The organism is Pseudomonas sp. ACN5 (assembly GCF_002303975.1).
Taxonomy (GTDB): domain Bacteria; phylum Pseudomonadota; class Gammaproteobacteria; order Pseudomonadales; family Pseudomonadaceae; genus Aquipseudomonas; species Aquipseudomonas laurylsulfatiphila.
Genome location: NZ_MRCP01000002.1, coordinates 19,242 through 35,625 on the forward strand (window position 1 = coordinate 19,242; position 16,384 = coordinate 35,625).

At 61.3% G+C, this 16,384-nt stretch carries 14 protein-coding genes; 1 reads left to right on the plus strand and 13 read right to left on the minus strand.

What is annotated here, in order from left to right; all coding sequences use genetic code 11:
- Positions 1 to 162: 162 nt before the first annotated feature.
- The 10 genes from trpE to BSF40_RS03295 all read right to left on the minus strand — a co-directional run bounded on the left by trpE (position 163) and on the right by BSF40_RS03295 (position 12,670).
- Positions 163 to 1,644, minus strand: a complete 1,482-nt coding sequence (gene trpE / locus BSF40_RS03245; RefSeq protein ID WP_095964072.1) for an anthranilate synthase component I — start codon at positions 1,642 to 1,644, stop codon at positions 163 to 165.
- 69 nt (positions 1,645 to 1,713) lie between these two features.
- Entirely contained in the window at positions 1,714 to 2,532 is an 819-nt protein-coding gene (locus BSF40_RS03250; protein WP_015097053.1) for a phosphoglycolate phosphatase, read from the minus strand.
- On the minus strand, positions 2,529 to 3,203 hold the full coding sequence (gene rpe / locus BSF40_RS03255) for a ribulose-phosphate 3-epimerase (protein WP_007980198.1): 675 nt from the start codon (positions 3,201 to 3,203) through the stop codon (positions 2,529 to 2,531). The genes BSF40_RS03250 and rpe overlap by 4 nt, the downstream gene beginning before the upstream one ends.
- 115 nt (positions 3,204 to 3,318) lie before the next feature.
- Positions 3,319 to 4,467 (minus strand): iron-containing alcohol dehydrogenase, encoded by a 1,149-nt coding sequence (locus BSF40_RS03260; RefSeq protein ID WP_095964073.1) that lies wholly within the window; start codon positions 4,465 to 4,467, stop codon positions 3,319 to 3,321.
- Positions 4,468 to 4,691: 224 nt separating this feature from the next.
- Positions 4,692 to 5,516: an ABC transporter permease gene (locus BSF40_RS03270; protein WP_007980200.1), complete on the minus strand. Its 825-nt coding sequence runs from the start codon at positions 5,514 to 5,516 to the stop codon at positions 4,692 to 4,694.
- Between the two features lie 12 nt (positions 5,517 to 5,528).
- Positions 5,529 to 6,776 carry an ABC transporter permease gene (locus BSF40_RS03275; protein ID WP_095964075.1) on the minus strand — a complete coding sequence of 416 codons (1,248 nt, stop codon included), beginning with the start codon at positions 6,774 to 6,776 and terminating at the stop codon, positions 5,529 to 5,531.
- Positions 6,777 to 6,959: 183 nt separating this feature from the next.
- Positions 6,960 to 8,003 (minus strand): ABC transporter substrate-binding protein, encoded by a 1,044-nt coding sequence (locus BSF40_RS03280; RefSeq protein WP_095964076.1) that lies wholly within the window; start codon positions 8,001 to 8,003, stop codon positions 6,960 to 6,962.
- Between the two features lie 48 nt (positions 8,004 to 8,051).
- Complete coding sequence (locus tag BSF40_RS03285) at positions 8,052 to 9,176, minus strand: ABC transporter ATP-binding protein (protein WP_095964077.1); 1,125 nt, start codon at positions 9,174 to 9,176, stop codon at positions 8,052 to 8,054.
- 342 nt (positions 9,177 to 9,518) lie between these two features.
- Complete coding sequence (locus tag BSF40_RS03290; RefSeq protein ID WP_007993216.1) at positions 9,519 to 10,172, minus strand: response regulator transcription factor; 654 nt, start codon at positions 10,170 to 10,172, stop codon at positions 9,519 to 9,521.
- A gap of 101 nt (positions 10,173 to 10,273) precedes the next feature.
- Positions 10,274 to 12,670, minus strand: coding sequence for a PAS domain S-box protein (locus BSF40_RS03295; protein ID WP_095964078.1), 2,397 nt, complete (start codon positions 12,668 to 12,670; stop codon positions 10,274 to 10,276).
- A 73-nt stretch (positions 12,671 to 12,743) separates the two neighbouring features.
- On the opposite strand from BSF40_RS03295, the gene BSF40_RS03300 reads away from it, so the two are divergent.
- Positions 12,744 to 13,733, plus strand: a complete 990-nt coding sequence (locus BSF40_RS03300; protein WP_095964079.1) for an alpha/beta hydrolase family protein — start codon at positions 12,744 to 12,746, stop codon at positions 13,731 to 13,733.
- 137 nt (positions 13,734 to 13,870) lie between these two features.
- Here BSF40_RS03300 and BSF40_RS03305 read toward each other — a convergent pair whose 3' ends face one another.
- Genes BSF40_RS03305 through BSF40_RS03315 form a run of 3 tightly spaced genes read right to left on the minus strand, consistent with a single transcriptional unit; the run spans position 13,871 to position 16,327 of the window.
- Positions 13,871 to 14,638 (minus strand): TerB family tellurite resistance protein, encoded by a 768-nt coding sequence (locus BSF40_RS03305; RefSeq protein WP_095964080.1) that lies wholly within the window; start codon positions 14,636 to 14,638, stop codon positions 13,871 to 13,873.
- Between the two features lies 1 nt (position 14,639).
- Complete coding sequence (gene murU, locus BSF40_RS03310; RefSeq protein ID WP_095964081.1) at positions 14,640 to 15,311, minus strand: N-acetylmuramate alpha-1-phosphate uridylyltransferase MurU; 672 nt, start codon at positions 15,309 to 15,311, stop codon at positions 14,640 to 14,642.
- Positions 15,308 to 16,327 carry an aminoglycoside phosphotransferase family protein gene (locus BSF40_RS03315; RefSeq protein WP_095964082.1) on the minus strand — a complete coding sequence of 340 codons (1,020 nt, stop codon included), beginning with the start codon at positions 16,325 to 16,327 and terminating at the stop codon, positions 15,308 to 15,310. Before BSF40_RS03315 ends, murU begins: the two co-directional genes overlap by 4 nt.
- Positions 16,328 to 16,384 lie beyond the last annotated feature (57 nt).

Here is a 16,384-nt window from a genome sequence, read left to right on the forward strand (position 1 = left end):
AATAAAAAACGCGGCGCCCTTACAGGCGCCGCGTTTTTTTATTGATGGTGCCCCCCCCCGTAGGAGCGAGCTTGCTCGCGATTGCGGTGGGTCAGACAACATCAATGTGGTAGTGATGGCCCCATCGCGAGCAAGCTCGCTCCCACAGGGCTTTGCGTGAAATCAGGTGTTCGGGGTTTGTTCGGCCAAGGCCACGGCGCGGAACATTGCGCGGCGCTTGTTCAGGGTTTCTTCCCATTCCAATGCCGGTACCGAGTCGGCGACGATGCCACCACCGGCCTGCACGTGCAGCTCGCCGTTCTTGATCACCGCCGTGCGGATCGCAATCGCGGTGTCCATGTTGCCGTTCCAGGCGAAGTAACCGACCGCACCGCCGTAGACACCACGCTTGACCGGCTCCAGTTCGTCGATGATTTCCATCGCGCGAATCTTCGGCGCGCCAGACAAGGTGCCCGCCGGCAGAATTGCCCGCAGCGCATCCATTGCCGTCAGCCCGGCCTTGAGTTGCCCGGTAACGTTGGACACGATGTGCATCACGTTGGAATAACGCTCGATGACCATTTTCTCGGTGAGCTTCACCGAGCCGATTTCCGAGACGCGCCCAGTGTCGTTGCGACCGAGGTCGATCAGCATCAAGTGTTCGGCGATTTCCTTGTCGTCCGACAGCAGGTCTTTTTCCAGCGCCAGGTCAGCTTCTTCATTGGCACCGCGTGGGCGGGTGCCGGCAATCGGCCGTACAGTAATCAGGTTGTCTTCGACCCGCACCAGCACTTCCGGCGAACTGCCGACGACGTGGAAGTCGCCAAAGTTGAAGAAGTACATGTAAGGCGTCGGGTTGAAGCAGCGCAGCGCGCGGTACAGATCGATCGGCGCGGCCTTGAAGTCGATCGACATGCGCTGGGACGGCACGACCTGCATGCAGTCACCGGCCAGGATGTATTCCTTGATGGTATCGACCGCTTTTTCGTAATCGTCCTGGGTGAAGCTGGAGCGGAATACCGGGTCGGCCGATTGTTGCTGGCTGAAGTCCAGGCCACGGCGCGGGGTGATCGGCTGGCGCAGTTTTTCCAGCAGCTCTTCCAGACGCGCGCGGCCTTGCTCGAAGGCATCTTCCTGCGCCGGGTCGGCCAGCACGATGGCGTGCATCTTGCCGGCGAGGTTGTCGAACACCACGACGGCGTCGGAGACCATCAGCAGAATGTCCGGCACACCCAGCGGATCCGGGTTCGGGCACTTGCCCAGACGCTTCTCCACGTAACGCACGCAGTCATAACCGAAGTAGCCCACCAGGCCGCCGTTGAAACGCGGCAGGCCGGCGATGGTTGGCACGTTGTAGCGGGCCTTGAAGGTTTCGACGAAGGCCAGCGGGTCTTCCACGTCGTGGCTTTCGGTCTCGACGCCGTCGACGGTCACGCTGACGTGATGGTCGTGAACCCGTAGCACGGTGCGGCACGGCAGGCCGATGATCGAGTAACGGCCCCACTTCTCACCGCCCTGTACGGACTCCAGCAAGTAGGAATTGGGCTCGTCGGCCAGCTTCAGGTAGATCGACAGCGGCGTGTCGAAGTCGGCCAGGGTTTCGCAGGCAAGCGGAATGCGGTTGTAGCCGGCAGCGGCCAAACGCAGGAATTCTTCGCGGATCATGAGGTGCCTCGTGGCTTGAGGGTCGAACGGTCAGGTATGCAAACGCGCCGGAAACCGGCCAGGATCAAGTCAGGCGCGCCAACGCCAGCGGGCCAGGGCCTTGATGACTTTCATCCAGAGTTTGCGAGTGACCACCACGATGGCGTTTCCAGAAGGGGGTTTGACAGCGTCGGCCAACGTTATCTCAGCGGCCGGATCCAGGCAACCGGGAATTAGTTTGCGCAGGTCGTCGATCACCAGCGCCGGCGATTCTTCGGCGATCGGCCGCCCATGGTTATAGCCGTAGCTCAGGGCCACACACTTGACCCCCGCCGCTTTCGCCGCCAGCACATCGCTGCGTGAATCGCCGACGAACAACGACTGCGAAGCCGGAATGTTGGCCATTTTCATTACGAAAAACAGCGCGGCCGGATCGGGTTTTTTCTGTGGCAGGGTGTCGCCGCCGATGATCCAGCGGAAATAACGGCCGATCTTCATCTGATCCAGCAGCGGCGCGACGAAACGCTCCGGCTTGTTGGTGATCAGCGCCATCTCGACACCCTGCTTTTGCAGCCATTTGAGGGTATCGCGCACGCCGGGGTAGACCACCGTCAGCTCATGGCTCTCGCCATAGGCCTGCATGAAATACTCCAGCGCCCGTTCGGCCTCGGCGTTATCGACCGCCGAATGATCGATGCCGCCGGCCAGCGCACGACGTACCAGCACCGGCGCGCCATTGCCGACCCATTCGCGCACCGCTTCCAGGCCGGCGGGTTGGCGACCGAGATTGAGCAGCATCTTGTCCACAGCCACTGCCAGGTCCGGGACCGAATCGATCAACGTGCCGTCCAGATCGAACATCACCAGCCGTGGCAATTGCCCCGGGAACAGCTGCTCAAAGCCACTCATGGGCGAGCCAGCGCCAGTTCGGAGCGCATCTTGTCGATGACTTCCTGATAGTTCGGCGCGTTGAAGATGGCCGAACCGGCGACGAAGGTGTCAGCGCCAGCCGCAGCGATTTCGCGAATGTTGTTGACGTTCACGCCGCCGTCGATTTCCAGGCGAATGTCACGGCCCGAGGCATCGATCAAGGCCCGCGCTTCACGCAGTTTGTCGAGGGTGCCGGGGATGAACTTCTGCCCGCCGAAGCCCGGGTTGACGCTCATCAGCAGGATCATGTCGACCTTGTCCATCACGTACTTGAGCACATCCAGCGGGGTCGCCGGGTTGAACACCAGGCCCGACTTGCAACCGCCTTCGCGGATCAGTTGCAGGGAGCGGTCGACGTGCTGGGTGGCTTCCGGGTGGAAGGTGATGTAGGTCGCACCGGCTTCGATGAAGTCGCCAACGATGCGGTCCACCGGGCTGACCATCAGGTGCGCGTCGATCGGCGCGGTCACGCCGTACTTGCGCAGTGCCGAGCAGACCATCGGGCCGATGGTCAGATTCGGTACGTAGTGATTGTCCATGACATCGAAGTGCACGAAGTCGGCGCCGGCGGCCAGGACGTTGTCCACTTCTTCACCCAGGCGGGCGAAGTCGGCGGAGAGAATCGACGGAGCAATTACGAAGGGCTGCATGACGCACCTTTTCTGAGCAGAATCACGATGGCGCGCATTGTATACCTCATGCTTTGACGCGCGCACCGTGAGCGCGATGATTGGACCCTGCCATCATCCATCGACGGCAGCGCCCCTAGTACGCCGCGCGATAGATCTTCTCGATATCGACGGCACTCAACTTGCGCGGGTTATTGCGCATCAGGCGCTCGATCCCCGCCGCTTCCACGGCCATGGACGCGATGGCGTCCTCGGGTACACCGAAACTGCGCAGCCCCTGGGGAATTTCCACGGCGGCACACAGCTCGGTCATGGCTTGCACGGCTTTGTCAGCCGCTTCGTTGACACTCAGATGAGCGATCTTCACGCCCATGGCCTCAGCGATATCCTGCATCCGTTCGATGCAGGCCATCTTGTTCCAGGTCATGACATAGGGCAGTAGCAGGGCATTACTCACGCCATGGGCAATGTTGAAACGTCCGCCCAGCGGATACGCCAGCGCATGCACCGCGCCGACCCCGGCATTGCCGAACGCCATGCCGGCCATCAGGCTGGCGGTGGCCATGTCTTCCCGGGCTTGCAGGTTCGACGGGTTGGCGTAGGCCTTGGGCAAGGCCTTGGCGATCAACTTGATGGCGCCAATCGCCAGGGCATCGGTAATCGGCGAGGCATTGACCGACAGATAGGACTCGATGGCATGCACCAGCGCATCGACGCCACTGGCCGCCGTGACGCTGCGCGGACAGGTCAGGGTCATTTGCGGACTGACCAGCGCCACGTCCGGCAACAGGTAGTCGCTGACGATGCCCTTTTTCAGTTGCGCGACCTTGTCGGAAAGGATGGCGACATTGGTCACTTCCGAACCGGTGCCGGCCGTGGTCGGAATCGCGATCAACGGCGGGCCTTTGCGCGGGACCTGATCGATACCGAACAGATCCTCCAGCGCACCGTGGTATCCGGCATAGGCCGCCACGCTCTTGGCAATGTCGATGGCACTGCCGCCGCCCAGGCCGATCAGGCCGTCATGCCCGCCCTCGCGATACACCTGCATGCAATCTTCAACGATGGCGATTTCCGGGTCCGGCAGTACCCGGTCGAAAATCTCGTAGCTGCGCTCGCCCAACTGCGCCAGCGCCAGTTCTACCGTACCGGACTTGACCAGGGTGGCATCGGTGACGATCAGCGGATTATCAATGTCCAGACGCGCCAGCTCGGCGGACAACTGCTCGATGGCACCTGCGCCGGTGATCAGTTTGTGAGCAATTTTGAAAGAGGAAAGACTCATGTGCGCAGCCTCTTATAGGTAGGGGAGCTGGGCACAATAGTAGCTGGGGATTGGGGTTTGTCTGGTATTCAGGCGGTGAATGTTCGAACAGACACTGGAGAACCCATGTAGGAGCGAGCTTGCTCGCGATGGACTTGAAAACGCCGCTGGGTGCCAGGCTTCCAGCGTTATCGTTGACGACCATCGCGAGCAGGCTCGCTCCCACAGTTGATCGGGGTGAGTCGTTAAACCTGCGCAGTACGCAGTTTCTCGCTACGCCCACGCAGCCATTCCAGGGTCAGCAACAGGATCACCGAGAAGGCAATCAGCAGCGTCGCGGCGGCGGCGATGGTCGGGCTGAGGTTTTCGCGGATGCCGCTGAACATCTGCCGAGGCAGGGTCGCTTGTTCAGGGCCGGCGAGGAACAGCGTCACCACCACCTCATCGAACGACGTCGCGAAGGCGAACAGCGCCCCCGAGATCACGCCCGGCGCAATCAGCGGCAAAGTCACCCGGCGGAACGTGGTCAGCGGCGAAGCACCCAGGCTCGCCGCAGCCCGCACCAGATTGTGGTTGAACCCCTGCAAGGTCGCCGACACGGTAATGATCACAAACGGCACACCCAACACCGCATGCACCACGATCAGCGAGAAGAAGCTGTTACCCAGCCCCAGCGGAGCGAAGAACAGGTAACTGGCCACACCGATGATCACCACCGGCACCACCATCGGCGAAATCACCAGCGCCATCACCAGCGCCTTGCCGGGGAAGTCGCCGCGGGTCAGGCCGATGGCCGCCAACGTACCGAAAACCATGGCCAGCACCGTGGCCGCCGGGGCGACGATGATGCTGTTCTTCAGGGCACGCATCCACTCCGCCGAGGCGAAGAAATCGTGGTACCACTGCAGCGAGAAACCTTGCAGCGGGTACACCAGGAAACTGCCGGAGTTGAACGACAGCGGAATGATCACCAGCACCGGCAGGATCAGGAACAACAGAATCAAGCCGCAGAGAATCCGCAAGCTGTAGAACCACACCCGTTCGATGGGCGACATGTAAGGACTCAGCATTTCGTTCTCCCCTTAGCTCAGGCGCAGGCGGCTCGCGCCCACCAGCCAGCTGTAAATCAGATAAAGCACGACCGTTGCGAGCAGCAGCAGCCCACCGAGTGCGGTCGCCATGCCCCAGTTGATGCTGGTGTTGGTGTAGAAGGCGACGAAGTAGCTGACCATCTGATCGTTCGGGCTGCCCAGCAAGGCCGGGGTGATGTAGTAACCGATGGCAAGGATGAACACCAACAGGCAACCGGCGCCGACACCGGCATAGGTCTGCGGGAAGTACACCCGCCAGAAACTGGCGAACGGATGGCAGCCGAGGGAAATCGCGGCGCGCATGTAAGTCGGCGAGATGCCTTTCATCACGCTGTAGATCGGCAGGATCATGAACGGCAGCAGGATGTGCACCATGGAGATGTAGACACCGACGCGGTTGAACACCAGTTCGATCGGCTTGTCGATGATGCCCATGGCCATCAGGCCGCTGTTGATCAGGCCGCCCGACTGCAGCAACACGATCCACGCCGCGACCCGTACCAGGATCGAGGTCCAGAACGGCAACAGCACCAGAATCATCAGCAGGTTGCTCTGGCGCGACGGCAGATTGGCCAGCAGGTAAGCCAGTGGGTACGCCAGCACCAGGCAGATCACGGTGATGACCAAGCCCATCCAGAAGGTGCGTGCGAAGATGTCGAGGTAGATCGCCTGGTCCGGGGTGGCCGGGGCGATTTCGCCGAGGTCGTCGATGCGATGATCGACAGCCGCCAGCAGGTAATACGGGGTGATGCTGCTGGTGTTGCGGCGCACCGCTTGCCAGTAGGCCGGGTCGCCCCAGCGTTCATCGAGACCTTCCAGCGCTTCTTTATAAGAGGCCGGCTCGGTGGCGAGCGGCAAGGCGCGGGCAGTTTTGGTCAGCAGGCTGCGGTAGCCGGCCAGCTCCATGTTCAGGCGCTTGGACAGATCGCCCAGGGTCTGGTTCTTGCGGGCTTCGGCGAGGTCTTCGGCCGCCGCTTTGTAAACCGGTTCAGCGGGCAGGCCGCGGCCGTCCCAGCTGGCGATGGCGGTCACGGTTCGCGGCATGCCGCCGACCACTTCCGGGTTGCCAACACTTTTGTAGAGCAGCGCCACGATTGGCACCAGGAACACCAGCAACAGAAACAGCACCAGCGGCGCGATCAACGCCTGGGCCTTCCAGCGGTTGACCCGCTCGGCGTGCTTGAGCCGCTGCTTCAAGGTGGGGCTGGTGCCCTCGTTCAGGGGAACGGCGATAGCCATGACGTACTCCGGGAATCTTTGATCGTACAGAGGCGGAGAACCACCTCGATCGTTTAAAACACTCTGTTCAAATGTGGGAGCGGGCTTGCTCGCGAAAGCGAAGTGTCAGTCGACAACGATGTTGAATGTACTGACGTCTTCGCGAGTAAGCTCGCTCCTACAGCGTAAGCCCGCGGTGCGGTCTTACTTGGCAGCCCAGGCGTTGAACCGCTGTTCCAGTTGCTCGCCGTTGTCAGCCCAGAAGCTGACGTCGATCTGCACCTGGTTGGCGATGTTTTCCGGGGTGGTCGGCATGTCCTTCAGGACATCCTTGGCCAGCAACGGCACGGCTTGGGTGTTGGCCGGGCCGTAGGCGATGTTTTCCGAGTAGGTCTTCTGCTGCTGTGGCATCACCGAGAAGGCGATGAACTTCTTAGCTGCTTCAGCACGCTTGGCATCCAGACCTTTTGGAATGGCCCATGCGTCGAAGTCGTAGATGCCACCGTTCCACACGACTTTCAGGTTGCTTTCTTTCTGCACGGCAGCGATCCGGCCGTTGTAGGCCGAACTCATGACCACGTCACCGGAAGCAAGGTATTGCGGCGGTTGTGCACCGGCTTCCCACCACTGGATGTTCGGCTTGAGTTCATCGAGCTTCTTGAACGCGCGGTCTTGACCGTCTTTGCCGGCCAGCACTTTGTAGACGTCCTTCGGCGCAACGCCGTCGGCCATCAGAGCGAATTCCAGGGTGTACTTGGCGCCTTTACGCAGGCCACGCTTGCCCGGGAACTGCTTGGTGTCCCAGAAATCCACCCAACTGGTCGGCGCGGATTTCAGCTTGTCGGCGTTGTAGGCCAGCACGGTCGACCACACGAAGAAACCCACGCCGCACGGCTGGATGGCGCCCTTGACGTAGTCTTCGGTGTTGCCGAACAACTTCGGATCAAGCTGTTCGAACATGTCTTCGTCGCAACCACGGGACAGTTCCGGCGACTCAACCTCTACCAGATCCCAGGACACGCTCTTGGTGTCGACCATGGCCTTGACCTTGGCCATTTCGCCGTTGTACTCGCCGGCCACGATCTTGCCGTTGCCTGCCGCTTCCCACGGTGCGTAGAAGGCTTTGACCTGAGCCGCCTTGTTCGCCCCGCCAAAGGACACCACGGTCAGGTCAGGGCCGGCCGCCATTGCGTGTGCCGCGCCCATCATGCCCAGTGCCAAAGCGGTGAATTTCAGGGATCTCAACATTTATTGTTCTCTCCACGTGCAGGGTTGGTGTTGGTATTGCCGGGGCGATCAGTTCGCCTCTAGAAGGGGATCGAGTGCACGAACGTGCTCGACCTGCCAGCCAAGCGGTACCACGTCGCCGACGGCGAGCGATGGATCAAGCTCGGCAATCGGTTGTTTCACGAAGAAGTCGGTCTTGCCGCAGACTTCCATGCGCACCCGGACGTGGTCGCCCAGATAGATGAATTCCTCGACCCGCCCGGAGAAGCGGTTGACGCATTGGTCGCTGGAGCCGTTGAGACTCACTCGTTCCGGACGAATGGACAGGGTCACCGGCTCGCCGGTCTGGCCAACGTTGACCGCCAGGGCTTCCACCTTCTCACCGCGCCCGAGTTCCACAATGCAACGGTCGCCGGTTTGGCTGTGCAGGCGGCCATTGAGACGGTTGTTCTCGCCGATGAAGTTGGCGACGAAGGTGTTTTTCGGCTCTTCGTAGAGGGTGCGCGGCGGCGCGATCTGCTGGATTTCGCCCTGATGGAACACCGCCACACGGTCGGACATGGTCAGGGCTTCGCCCTGGTCATGGGTCACGTAAACCACGGTGACGCCCAGGCGCTGGTGCAGGTGCTTGATTTCCATCTGCATGTGTTCACGCAGTTGTTTGTCGAGTGCACCGAGGGGTTCGTCCATCAGCACCAGTTGCGGCTCGAACACCAGCGCCCGGGCCAAGGCCACACGCTGTTGCTGACCACCGGAGAGCTGCGCCGGGTAACGCTGGGCGAAGCTGTCGAGCTGGACCATGCTCAGCACGCGCTTGACCCGGGCACTGACGTCGCTCTTGTTCATGCCGCGCACGGTCAGCGGGAACGCCAGGTTCTCGGCCACCGTCATGTGCGGGAACAAGGCGTAGTTCTGAAACACCATGCCGATATCGCGCTTGTGCGGTGGCACGTTGTTGATGGCGCGCCCGGCCAACAGGATTTCGCCCGCGGTCGGCGTTTCGAAGCCGGCGAGCATCATCAGGCTGGTGGTCTTGCCGGAGCCGGACGGCCCGAGCAACGTGAGGAATTCGCCTTTGCGAATGTCCAGGTTGAGGTCTTTGACGATCAGGTTCTCGCCGTCGTAGCTCTTCTGCACTCCACGAAAGCTGACCAGAACATCATTGGCCCCTGCGCTTGAATCGACCTGGCTCATACCCACACCTTTGTTATTGATGACTGCTGTGGGGTTAAGCCTAGTGGACGCTGAAGACCACGCAAATCGGGGGGCAAGAGAGATTCGCCTCAGCCGGATGGAAGGCTGGGGGTAGGGATTGCCCTACAAGGATGGCGCGTTTTGGCAAACGCAGTGACCGGCGGTCAGCTGCAAGCCGCAAGTAAAGGCAAAAGCGGGTTTGCAGGATGTCGCAAATGGACATGCCAACACATCTCTGTGGGAGCGGGCTTGCTCGCGAAAGCAGTGTGTCAGTTGACATATTTGGGCCTGATCCACCGCTTTCGCGAGCAAGCCCGCTCCCACATTGGACAGCGCTGTTCTTTAGAGCAGCTTGTGCTCCATCGCGTACTTCACCAGCTCCGCCAGCGAGGTGATGTTGAGCTTCTGCATCAGCCGCGCCTTATGGGTGCTGATGGTCTTGCTGCTCAGTGCCAGTTGCTGGGCAATGTCGTTGACGTTGGCGCCCTGGGCCAGGCGTTCGAACACGGAAAATTCGCGCTCGGAGAGCAACGAATGCAATGGCCTCGAGTCGGTCAGGCCGACCTCGAAGACCATGCGGTCGGCCAGTTCCGGGTCGATATAACGCCCGCCTGACGCCACTTTGCGAATGGCCGTCAGCAACAGTGCCGGATCGCTGTCCTTGGTTGCATAACCGGCGGCCCCGACCTTCAGCGCCCGGGCAGCCATTTGTGCTTCGTCGTGCATCGACAACACCAGGATCGCCGGCGGATTGTTCAGGGCGCGAATCCGCGGAATGGCCTCCAGGCCATTGACGCCCGGCATGGAAATGTCCAGCAACACCACTTCGCAGGGCACATGACGCAAGGTGTCGAGCAACTGCTCGCCATTGCTCGCCTCCCCCACCACCAGCAAGTCCTTGGCCAGGCCAATCAGCTGTTTGATGCCTTCGCGGACAATGGTGTGGTCTTCGGCTACCAGTACACGGATCACGTTCTTCTCCAGATTCAAGATCATTCGCGAGCAAGCCCGCTCCCACATTGGATTTGGGCATCTACACAAAACATTGTGGGAGCGGGCTTGCCCGCGAAGGCGTCGGTACAGTCAACACAACCTGTTCAGGCTGCATCCAGCGGAACGCGCACACTCAGCGTCGTGCCTTCACCCGGCTCACTCTCAAGGGATAACTCACCCCCCATGATCAACACCCGCTCACGCATTCCGACGATCCCGAAGGACGTTGGCCTGCCAGGCGCAGCTACAAATCCTACGCCATCATCGGCGACCGTCAGGCACAACTCGTCACCTTCAAGCGCCAGTGTCAGTTCAACAGTATGCGCCTGGGCATGGCGCATGACATTGGTCAGTGCTTCCTGAAGGATCCGGAACAGGCCTATGGCCTTGGCATCGCTGAGCACCGGCAGATTGTCCGGCACCTGCACCAGACATGGAATCTGCGTACGCGCCTCGAATCGACGGGCCTGCCATTCGATGGCCGAGGCAATGCCGGCATCGAGAATCGGCGGGCGCAATGCAGTCGCCACGTCGCGAACCAACTGGAAGAGCTGGGCGATCAGGCGTTTCATGCTGCCCAGGCGCTCGTTAAGACCCGGATCAAGTTGCGCGTAAGCCAGTTCGCACATGGAGGTTTCCAGCTTGAGCACAGTCAGCATCTGCCCCAGTTCATCGTGAACTTCCCGGGCGATGCGCGCTTTTTCTTCTTCGCGCACGCTTTCCAGGTGCGCGGACAGCTCACGCAGTTGTTCCCGGGAGCTGGCCAGCTCAAGCTCGATGCGCTTGCTCTCGCTGATGTCCCAGACGATGCCGTCCCAGACATAGGCGCCGTCTTCCAGTCGGCGGGTGATGGCCTTGATTTCCGCCCAGCGTTGCTCACCCTGACGCGTGAGGATTCGCCCTTGCCACGACCAGTCGCTGTCGGTATCCAGCGCATGGTCCTGGGTCTGGTGATAACTGGCCTTGTCATCCGGATGCACCAGGCTGCGCAGGCCTTTGTCACGATGCGCCAGCGTCGCCGGTGAATAACCCACCAGGCTTTCGCTGCCTTCGCTGATATAGGCAAAGTCGATCTGGCCAGTCACCGGTGCCCGCTCCAGGCGGAAAACCAGCCCCGGAACGTTGGCGGCGATGCCCTGCAGCCGCGCCTCGCTTTCCTGCAAGGCCGCCAGGGCGCGGCGCCGCTCGGTGACGTCGTTGAGGTAAACCACCAGGTATTCGCCATCGCGAAAACGCAGAAAACTCAACGAAACATCGGCCGGCAGGATGCTGCCGTCGGCGCGCACGCAGTTGGTTTCGAAGCTTTGCGGGCCCTCTTCACTGGCCCGGGCGCGCTTCCACAGATTGAGCCAACGATCCATGTGCAGGCCGGGTTCGAAATCGATCAAGGGCCGATCGATGATCGCGCCGGGTGGATAGCCGAGCATGCTTTCCGCCGCACGATTGGCGTAGCGCACGTGGCTGTCCCAGTTGACCCAGAGGATGCCGACGGTGCTTTGATCGATGGAAAACTGGGTCAGCCGCAACGCCTCTTCGCTGGCGGCACGCAAGGCAATGTCTTCCTGCGCAGCCATCAGGCGTTGCTCCAGGCTGTGCTGCTGGCGACGCTGCCAGAACACGATGGCCACGCAACTCAACGTCAGCACAGTCAGCAACAGGCAGAGGTTTTGCCAGAACCCCGGCGACTCGGTGAGGCGTGGATACTTGGGCTGCAGCCATTGATTGTGCAGTTGCTCCAGATCCTTGGCCGGGATCGCCCGCAATGCGCTTTCGACAATACCCGCCAGTTCCGGTTTGTCGCGACGCGTGGCTACCCGCAACAGCTGTGGCAGGCCGACATCCCCGACTACCACCAACCCGGCAAACTCCGGTTCGACGGACAGGCGCCCCAACTGCGCTTCATCGACCACAGCATAAGCCGCCTGCTGGCCTGTCAGTAACTGCAATGCCTGGCGCTCCATCGGGACGCCTTGCAGATTCAGGTGCGGATAGTTGCTGCGCAGGTAATCGGCAATGGCGCTGGGCATGCGCACGGCGACGCGGGTCTGGCTGTCGAGCTTTTCCAGTTCGATCGCCCCGGCGCTTTTCTGGTCGCTGACCACCAGTTGCGGCACCCGCATGTAGGGGTCGGAGAATTGCCAGAGGCGCAGCCCGCCAGGTGTCTGGGTCAATCCCGGGGCGATATCGATTTCGCCTTCGCGTGCGGCAGCTTCCAGTTGTTCAAGGTCGGAAAAGTTGCGCCAGCTCAGCTCGACATTGAGGGTCTTTGCCAGGCGCTTCATCAAGTCGACATTCACTCCGGACAGGCGCTGCAAGCGGCGATCGTATTGCGCATAGGGTGCCTGCAACACCAGTCCGACCCGCAACTCGCCCTGCTGCGTCAGCCAGTGCTGTTGTTTCGGGGTCAGTTGGGCAACGTGCGCCGGGGGCACGACTGCCGCCCAACCCATCAAGGGAAACCACAAACAGCCGATAACCCACAGGCAGCGAAAACGCATCATTGAACTCTCACACACTGACAAATACTGACCAACCCATTAGGCTGCCGGAACAACTTCTGGCCTGGAATATCCGATGCCCCCTGTCTACCGCCTGGCACTGCCAGCATTGTGCCTGTCGTTGATCCTGCCTTGCGCTTTTTCCGTCGAGGCGGCCGACCCGGCGCCCGCCGCCAAGGAAAAAACCACCGAAGAAAAGCCACTCGAACGTCAGCTGCTGCCTGAACGTAGTCAGGAAGAAGCGACTGCACCTGAGCGAAAAATCCCGGCTCAGGAACAGCAACAACTGCAAGCGGGCACCGACACGTTTCTGGCCCTGTGGAAACCGGCCAATACCGCCGAGCCCAAAGGCGCGGTGATTATCATCCCGGGCGCCGGCGAAACCGTTGACTGGCCGCAAGCGGTCGGTCCGTTGCGGCGCAAATTGCCGGACGCCGGGTGGAGCAGCCTGAGTATCACCTTGCCGGACCTGCAAAGCGATGCCATTGCGCCCCGAATCGTGGAGGCAACTCCGGCTCCCAAAGCCCCCGAAGCCGACAGCAAGGACTCGACCACCGCAGCCCCGATCGAACAGGTGGCCGGTGGCGAGGCCGATGTGGCCGACAAGGCCATCGCCGAAACCACCGAAGAACAATCCAAAGCAGATGCCGAGCGCATCTTCGCCCGGATCGACGCCGCGATCGCGTTTGCCGAACAACAAAGCGCCCGCAGCATCGTGGTGCTGGGGCATGGCACTGGTGCCTATTGGGCGGCGCGCTACCTGAGCGAGAAGCAGCCATCGCAAGTCGAGAAACTGGTCATGGTCGCCACCCGCACACCGCTGGCAGCGACGCCCGAGTTGGTGGAACTGACTCCAACCCTGAAACTGCCGACCGCCGATTTTTACTACAAAGACAAAGCGCTGGACCGCAACGCCGCGCTGGAACGCCTGCAGGCCAGCAAACGTTTGAAGTCCTCGACATTCAGCCAGGTCGCGCTCAAGGCCTTGCCCGATAGCAAGGCCGAACAGGAGCAATTGTTCCGGCGGGTGCGGGGTTGGTTGAATCCGCAGCCTGCGACAGACTGACAAACCGAGGCGCTTCATTCGCGAGCAAGCCCGCTCCCACAGGTTTTATGCCGGTCACGAAATGGCGGACGACATCAAACCTGTGGGAGCGGGCTTGCTCGCGAAGGGGCCATTACAGGCAACACAAAGCTGTTCGGCTAGCGAAAATCCCGCCGCTCCCGAATCAGCGTATAGGCGCTATGCAGTTCACGCGTTCGCTCGGTGGCCTCACGAACCTGCGTCGCCGTTGCGCCACTGCCGGCGATCTTGTCCGGATGATGGCGACTGAGCAGGCGCCGGTAAGCACGCTTGATCTGCGCCGGTTCAGTGGTGGCCGACACCCCCAACAACTTCAAGGCGTCCTGATAGCTTGGCACGCTGTTGCCCAATGGCCGCTTCTGCGGCTCATAATCGTGGGCCAACGCCTGTACCTGATGCGGCGTCCAGCCCAGCCACTGCCCCCACTGGCGGATCAACTCACGCTCACCGCTGCCGGCACGACCATCGGCCCATACCATTCGCCAGCAGGCGCGTAACACGCCTTCCGCCGCATGGGGCTGGGCACTCAGGCGACGCAGATAACCGCGTAGCCGGTCACGACCCGACTTGCCACGGTTGAACGCGGCGATTGCACGGCGCTGAGCCGGCCCGGACATGTCCAGCGAGCGCATTTCCGCCTGGGCCTGTTCGATGTGCCCGGCCATCACCTGGCCGTCGCACTTGGCCAGGCGTCCCAGCAGGACAAACAGCAACTCATCGTTGCGCAGCACCGGGCGGCCGCCCAGTTTTTCCCGCAAATGCCCCCAGCTCTGCAGGTGCAAGCGCCGGTCCAGCGCCTGCCCCAACAACGCGCCGAGCATGGCCCCCGGAATACTGGCTATGGCAAAGCCCGCTCCGGCTCCGATCAGAGTCCCTGGCCACAGCATGTCAGCGGCTCGCTTCTATCAATGTTTCAACTTCGGCCAGACGCTCGTGAGTACCGACATCGACCCAGTGCCCCCGCAACTGCTCGCCGGTCACCTGCCCGTCAGCCATGGCTTTGCGCAACAGCGGCGCGAGCTTGAAGGCTCCGGCGGTGCAACCGTCGAACAACTGCGGGTGCAACACGGCGATGCCGCTGTAGGTCAGGGTAGGAGCCGGCGGTTGACCGTCGTGCACCTGGCTTCCGACCAGGCTGAAGTCCCCGGCCGGATGATGCGGCGGGTTGCTGGCCAGCACCAGGTGCGCCAGGCCGTTGATGGGTTGGTGCAACACACTGAAGTCGTAATCGGTCCAGATATCGCCGTTGACCACCACAAAGGCTTCATCTCCCAATAACGGCAAGGCGCGGAAAATCCCGCCGCCGGTTTCCAGGGGTTCACCCTCCGCCGAGTACTGAATGCTCACGCCATAGCGCGAACCATCGCCCAGATAGTCTTCGATCTGCTGACCGAGCCAGGCGTGATTGATCACGATGTCGGTGAACCCCGCGGCAGCCAGCGCCCGCAGGTGATACTCGATCAGCGGCACGCCGCCGGCACGCACCAGCGGTTTTGGCGTGGTCAGGGTCAGCGGGCGCATGCGCTCGCCTTTGCCCGCGGCCAGAATCATTGCCTTCATGCTTTCACTCCGGCACGCAGGCTGGCCAGCAGCACATCCAGTTCGGCCAGTTCGGGGCGGCGAGCGATCACGGCATCTATATAGGCAAAGAAGCGCGGAACATCGCCCAGATAACGCGGTTTGCCGTCGCGATGGCAGATGCGCGCGAAAATACCGATGACTTTCAGGTGACGTTGCACGCCCATCAAGTCGCTGGCCCGCAGAAAGTCCTCGAACTCGGGCTGAACCGGAATACCGAGCGCCCCCGCCTGCCGCCAGTAGCTTTCCAGCCAGCCGTGTACGCGCTCCTGGGGCCAACTGAGGAAAGCGTCCTTGAACAGGCAGGTCACGTCGTAGGTCACCGGGCCATATACCGCATCCTGGAAATCCAGCACGCCGGGGTTGGGCTCGCTGAGCATCAGGTTGCGCGGCATGTAGTCGCGATGCACCAGGACTTTTGGCTGTGCCAGGGCGCTGTCGATCAACAGATCGCTGACCTGCTGCCAGAGCACTTGCTGCGCCGCGTCGAATTCGATGCCCAATTCGCGCTTCACGTACCACTCGGGGAACAGTTCCAGTTCGCGACGCAGTAATGCCACGTCATAGCTCGGCAGCGGTGCAACCATCGGCAACTGCTGGAAAGCCAGCAACGCCTGCAGGGCATCCTTGAACAAATCGTCGGCGTTTTCGCTGTCGATGACATCCAGATAGGTCTTGTTGCCCAGGTCATTGAGCAAAAGAAACCCGCGCTCCAGGTCTTCGGCATAAATTTTCGGCACATTTATTCCGGATTTCGCCAGCAAAAAGGCGATATCCACGAAGGGTTTGCAGTTTTCCTGGGGCGGTGGCGCGTCCATCACGATGAAACTTCTGCCATCGCCTTCCCAGCGGAAATACCGCCGGAAACTCGCGTCGCTGCTGGCCGCAGTCAATGTGGCCGGGGGTACGACGCCCCAGCCCTGCTCGGCAAAAAGGGTCGTCAATTGTTCATCGAGCCAAACTTTCAGGTGTTGCAAGCGTACATCTTGATCAGGCATTGCAAGGGTCTCCGACGGCGCTAGCCGTCAAGCGGGTCATGCTTTATTATCCAGCAT

Excerpts from the sequence above, each read along its gene's own strand:
- BSF40_RS03300 (WP_095964079.1), top strand. The coding sequence starts at position 12,744 with ATGCCCCCTGTCTACCGCCTGGCACTGCCAGCATTGTGCCTGTCGTTG.
- murU (WP_095964081.1), bottom strand. The coding sequence starts at position 15,311 with ATGAAGGCAATGATTCTGGCCGCGGGCAAAGGCGAGCGCATGCGCCCG.
- BSF40_RS03295 (WP_095964078.1), bottom strand. The coding sequence starts at position 12,670 with ATGATGCGTTTTCGCTGCCTGTGGGTTATCGGCTGTTTGTGGTTTCCC.
- BSF40_RS03250 (WP_015097053.1), bottom strand. The coding sequence starts at position 2,532 with ATGAGTGGCTTTGAGCAGCTGTTCCCGGGGCAATTGCCACGGCTGGTG.
- BSF40_RS03275 (WP_095964075.1), bottom strand. The coding sequence starts at position 6,776 with ATGGCTATCGCCGTTCCCCTGAACGAGGGCACCAGCCCCACCTTGAAG.
- rpe (WP_007980198.1), bottom strand. The coding sequence starts at position 3,203 with ATGCAGCCCTTCGTAATTGCTCCGTCGATTCTCTCCGCCGACTTCGCC.
- BSF40_RS03315 (WP_095964082.1), bottom strand. The coding sequence starts at position 16,327 with ATGCCTGATCAAGATGTACGCTTGCAACACCTGAAAGTTTGGCTCGAT.
- BSF40_RS03305 (WP_095964080.1), bottom strand. The coding sequence starts at position 14,638 with ATGCTGTGGCCAGGGACTCTGATCGGAGCCGGAGCGGGCTTTGCCATA.
- BSF40_RS03285 (WP_095964077.1), bottom strand. The coding sequence starts at position 9,176 with ATGAGCCAGGTCGATTCAAGCGCAGGGGCCAATGATGTTCTGGTCAGC.
- trpE (WP_095964072.1), bottom strand. The coding sequence starts at position 1,644 with ATGATCCGCGAAGAATTCCTGCGTTTGGCCGCTGCCGGCTACAACCGC.
- BSF40_RS03270 (WP_007980200.1), bottom strand. The coding sequence starts at position 5,516 with ATGCTGAGTCCTTACATGTCGCCCATCGAACGGGTGTGGTTCTACAGC.
- BSF40_RS03290 (WP_007993216.1), bottom strand. The coding sequence starts at position 10,172 with ATGATCTTGAATCTGGAGAAGAACGTGATCCGTGTACTGGTAGCCGAA.
- BSF40_RS03280 (WP_095964076.1), bottom strand. The coding sequence starts at position 8,003 with ATGTTGAGATCCCTGAAATTCACCGCTTTGGCACTGGGCATGATGGGC.
- BSF40_RS03260 (WP_095964073.1), bottom strand. The coding sequence starts at position 4,467 with ATGAGTCTTTCCTCTTTCAAAATTGCTCACAAACTGATCACCGGCGCA.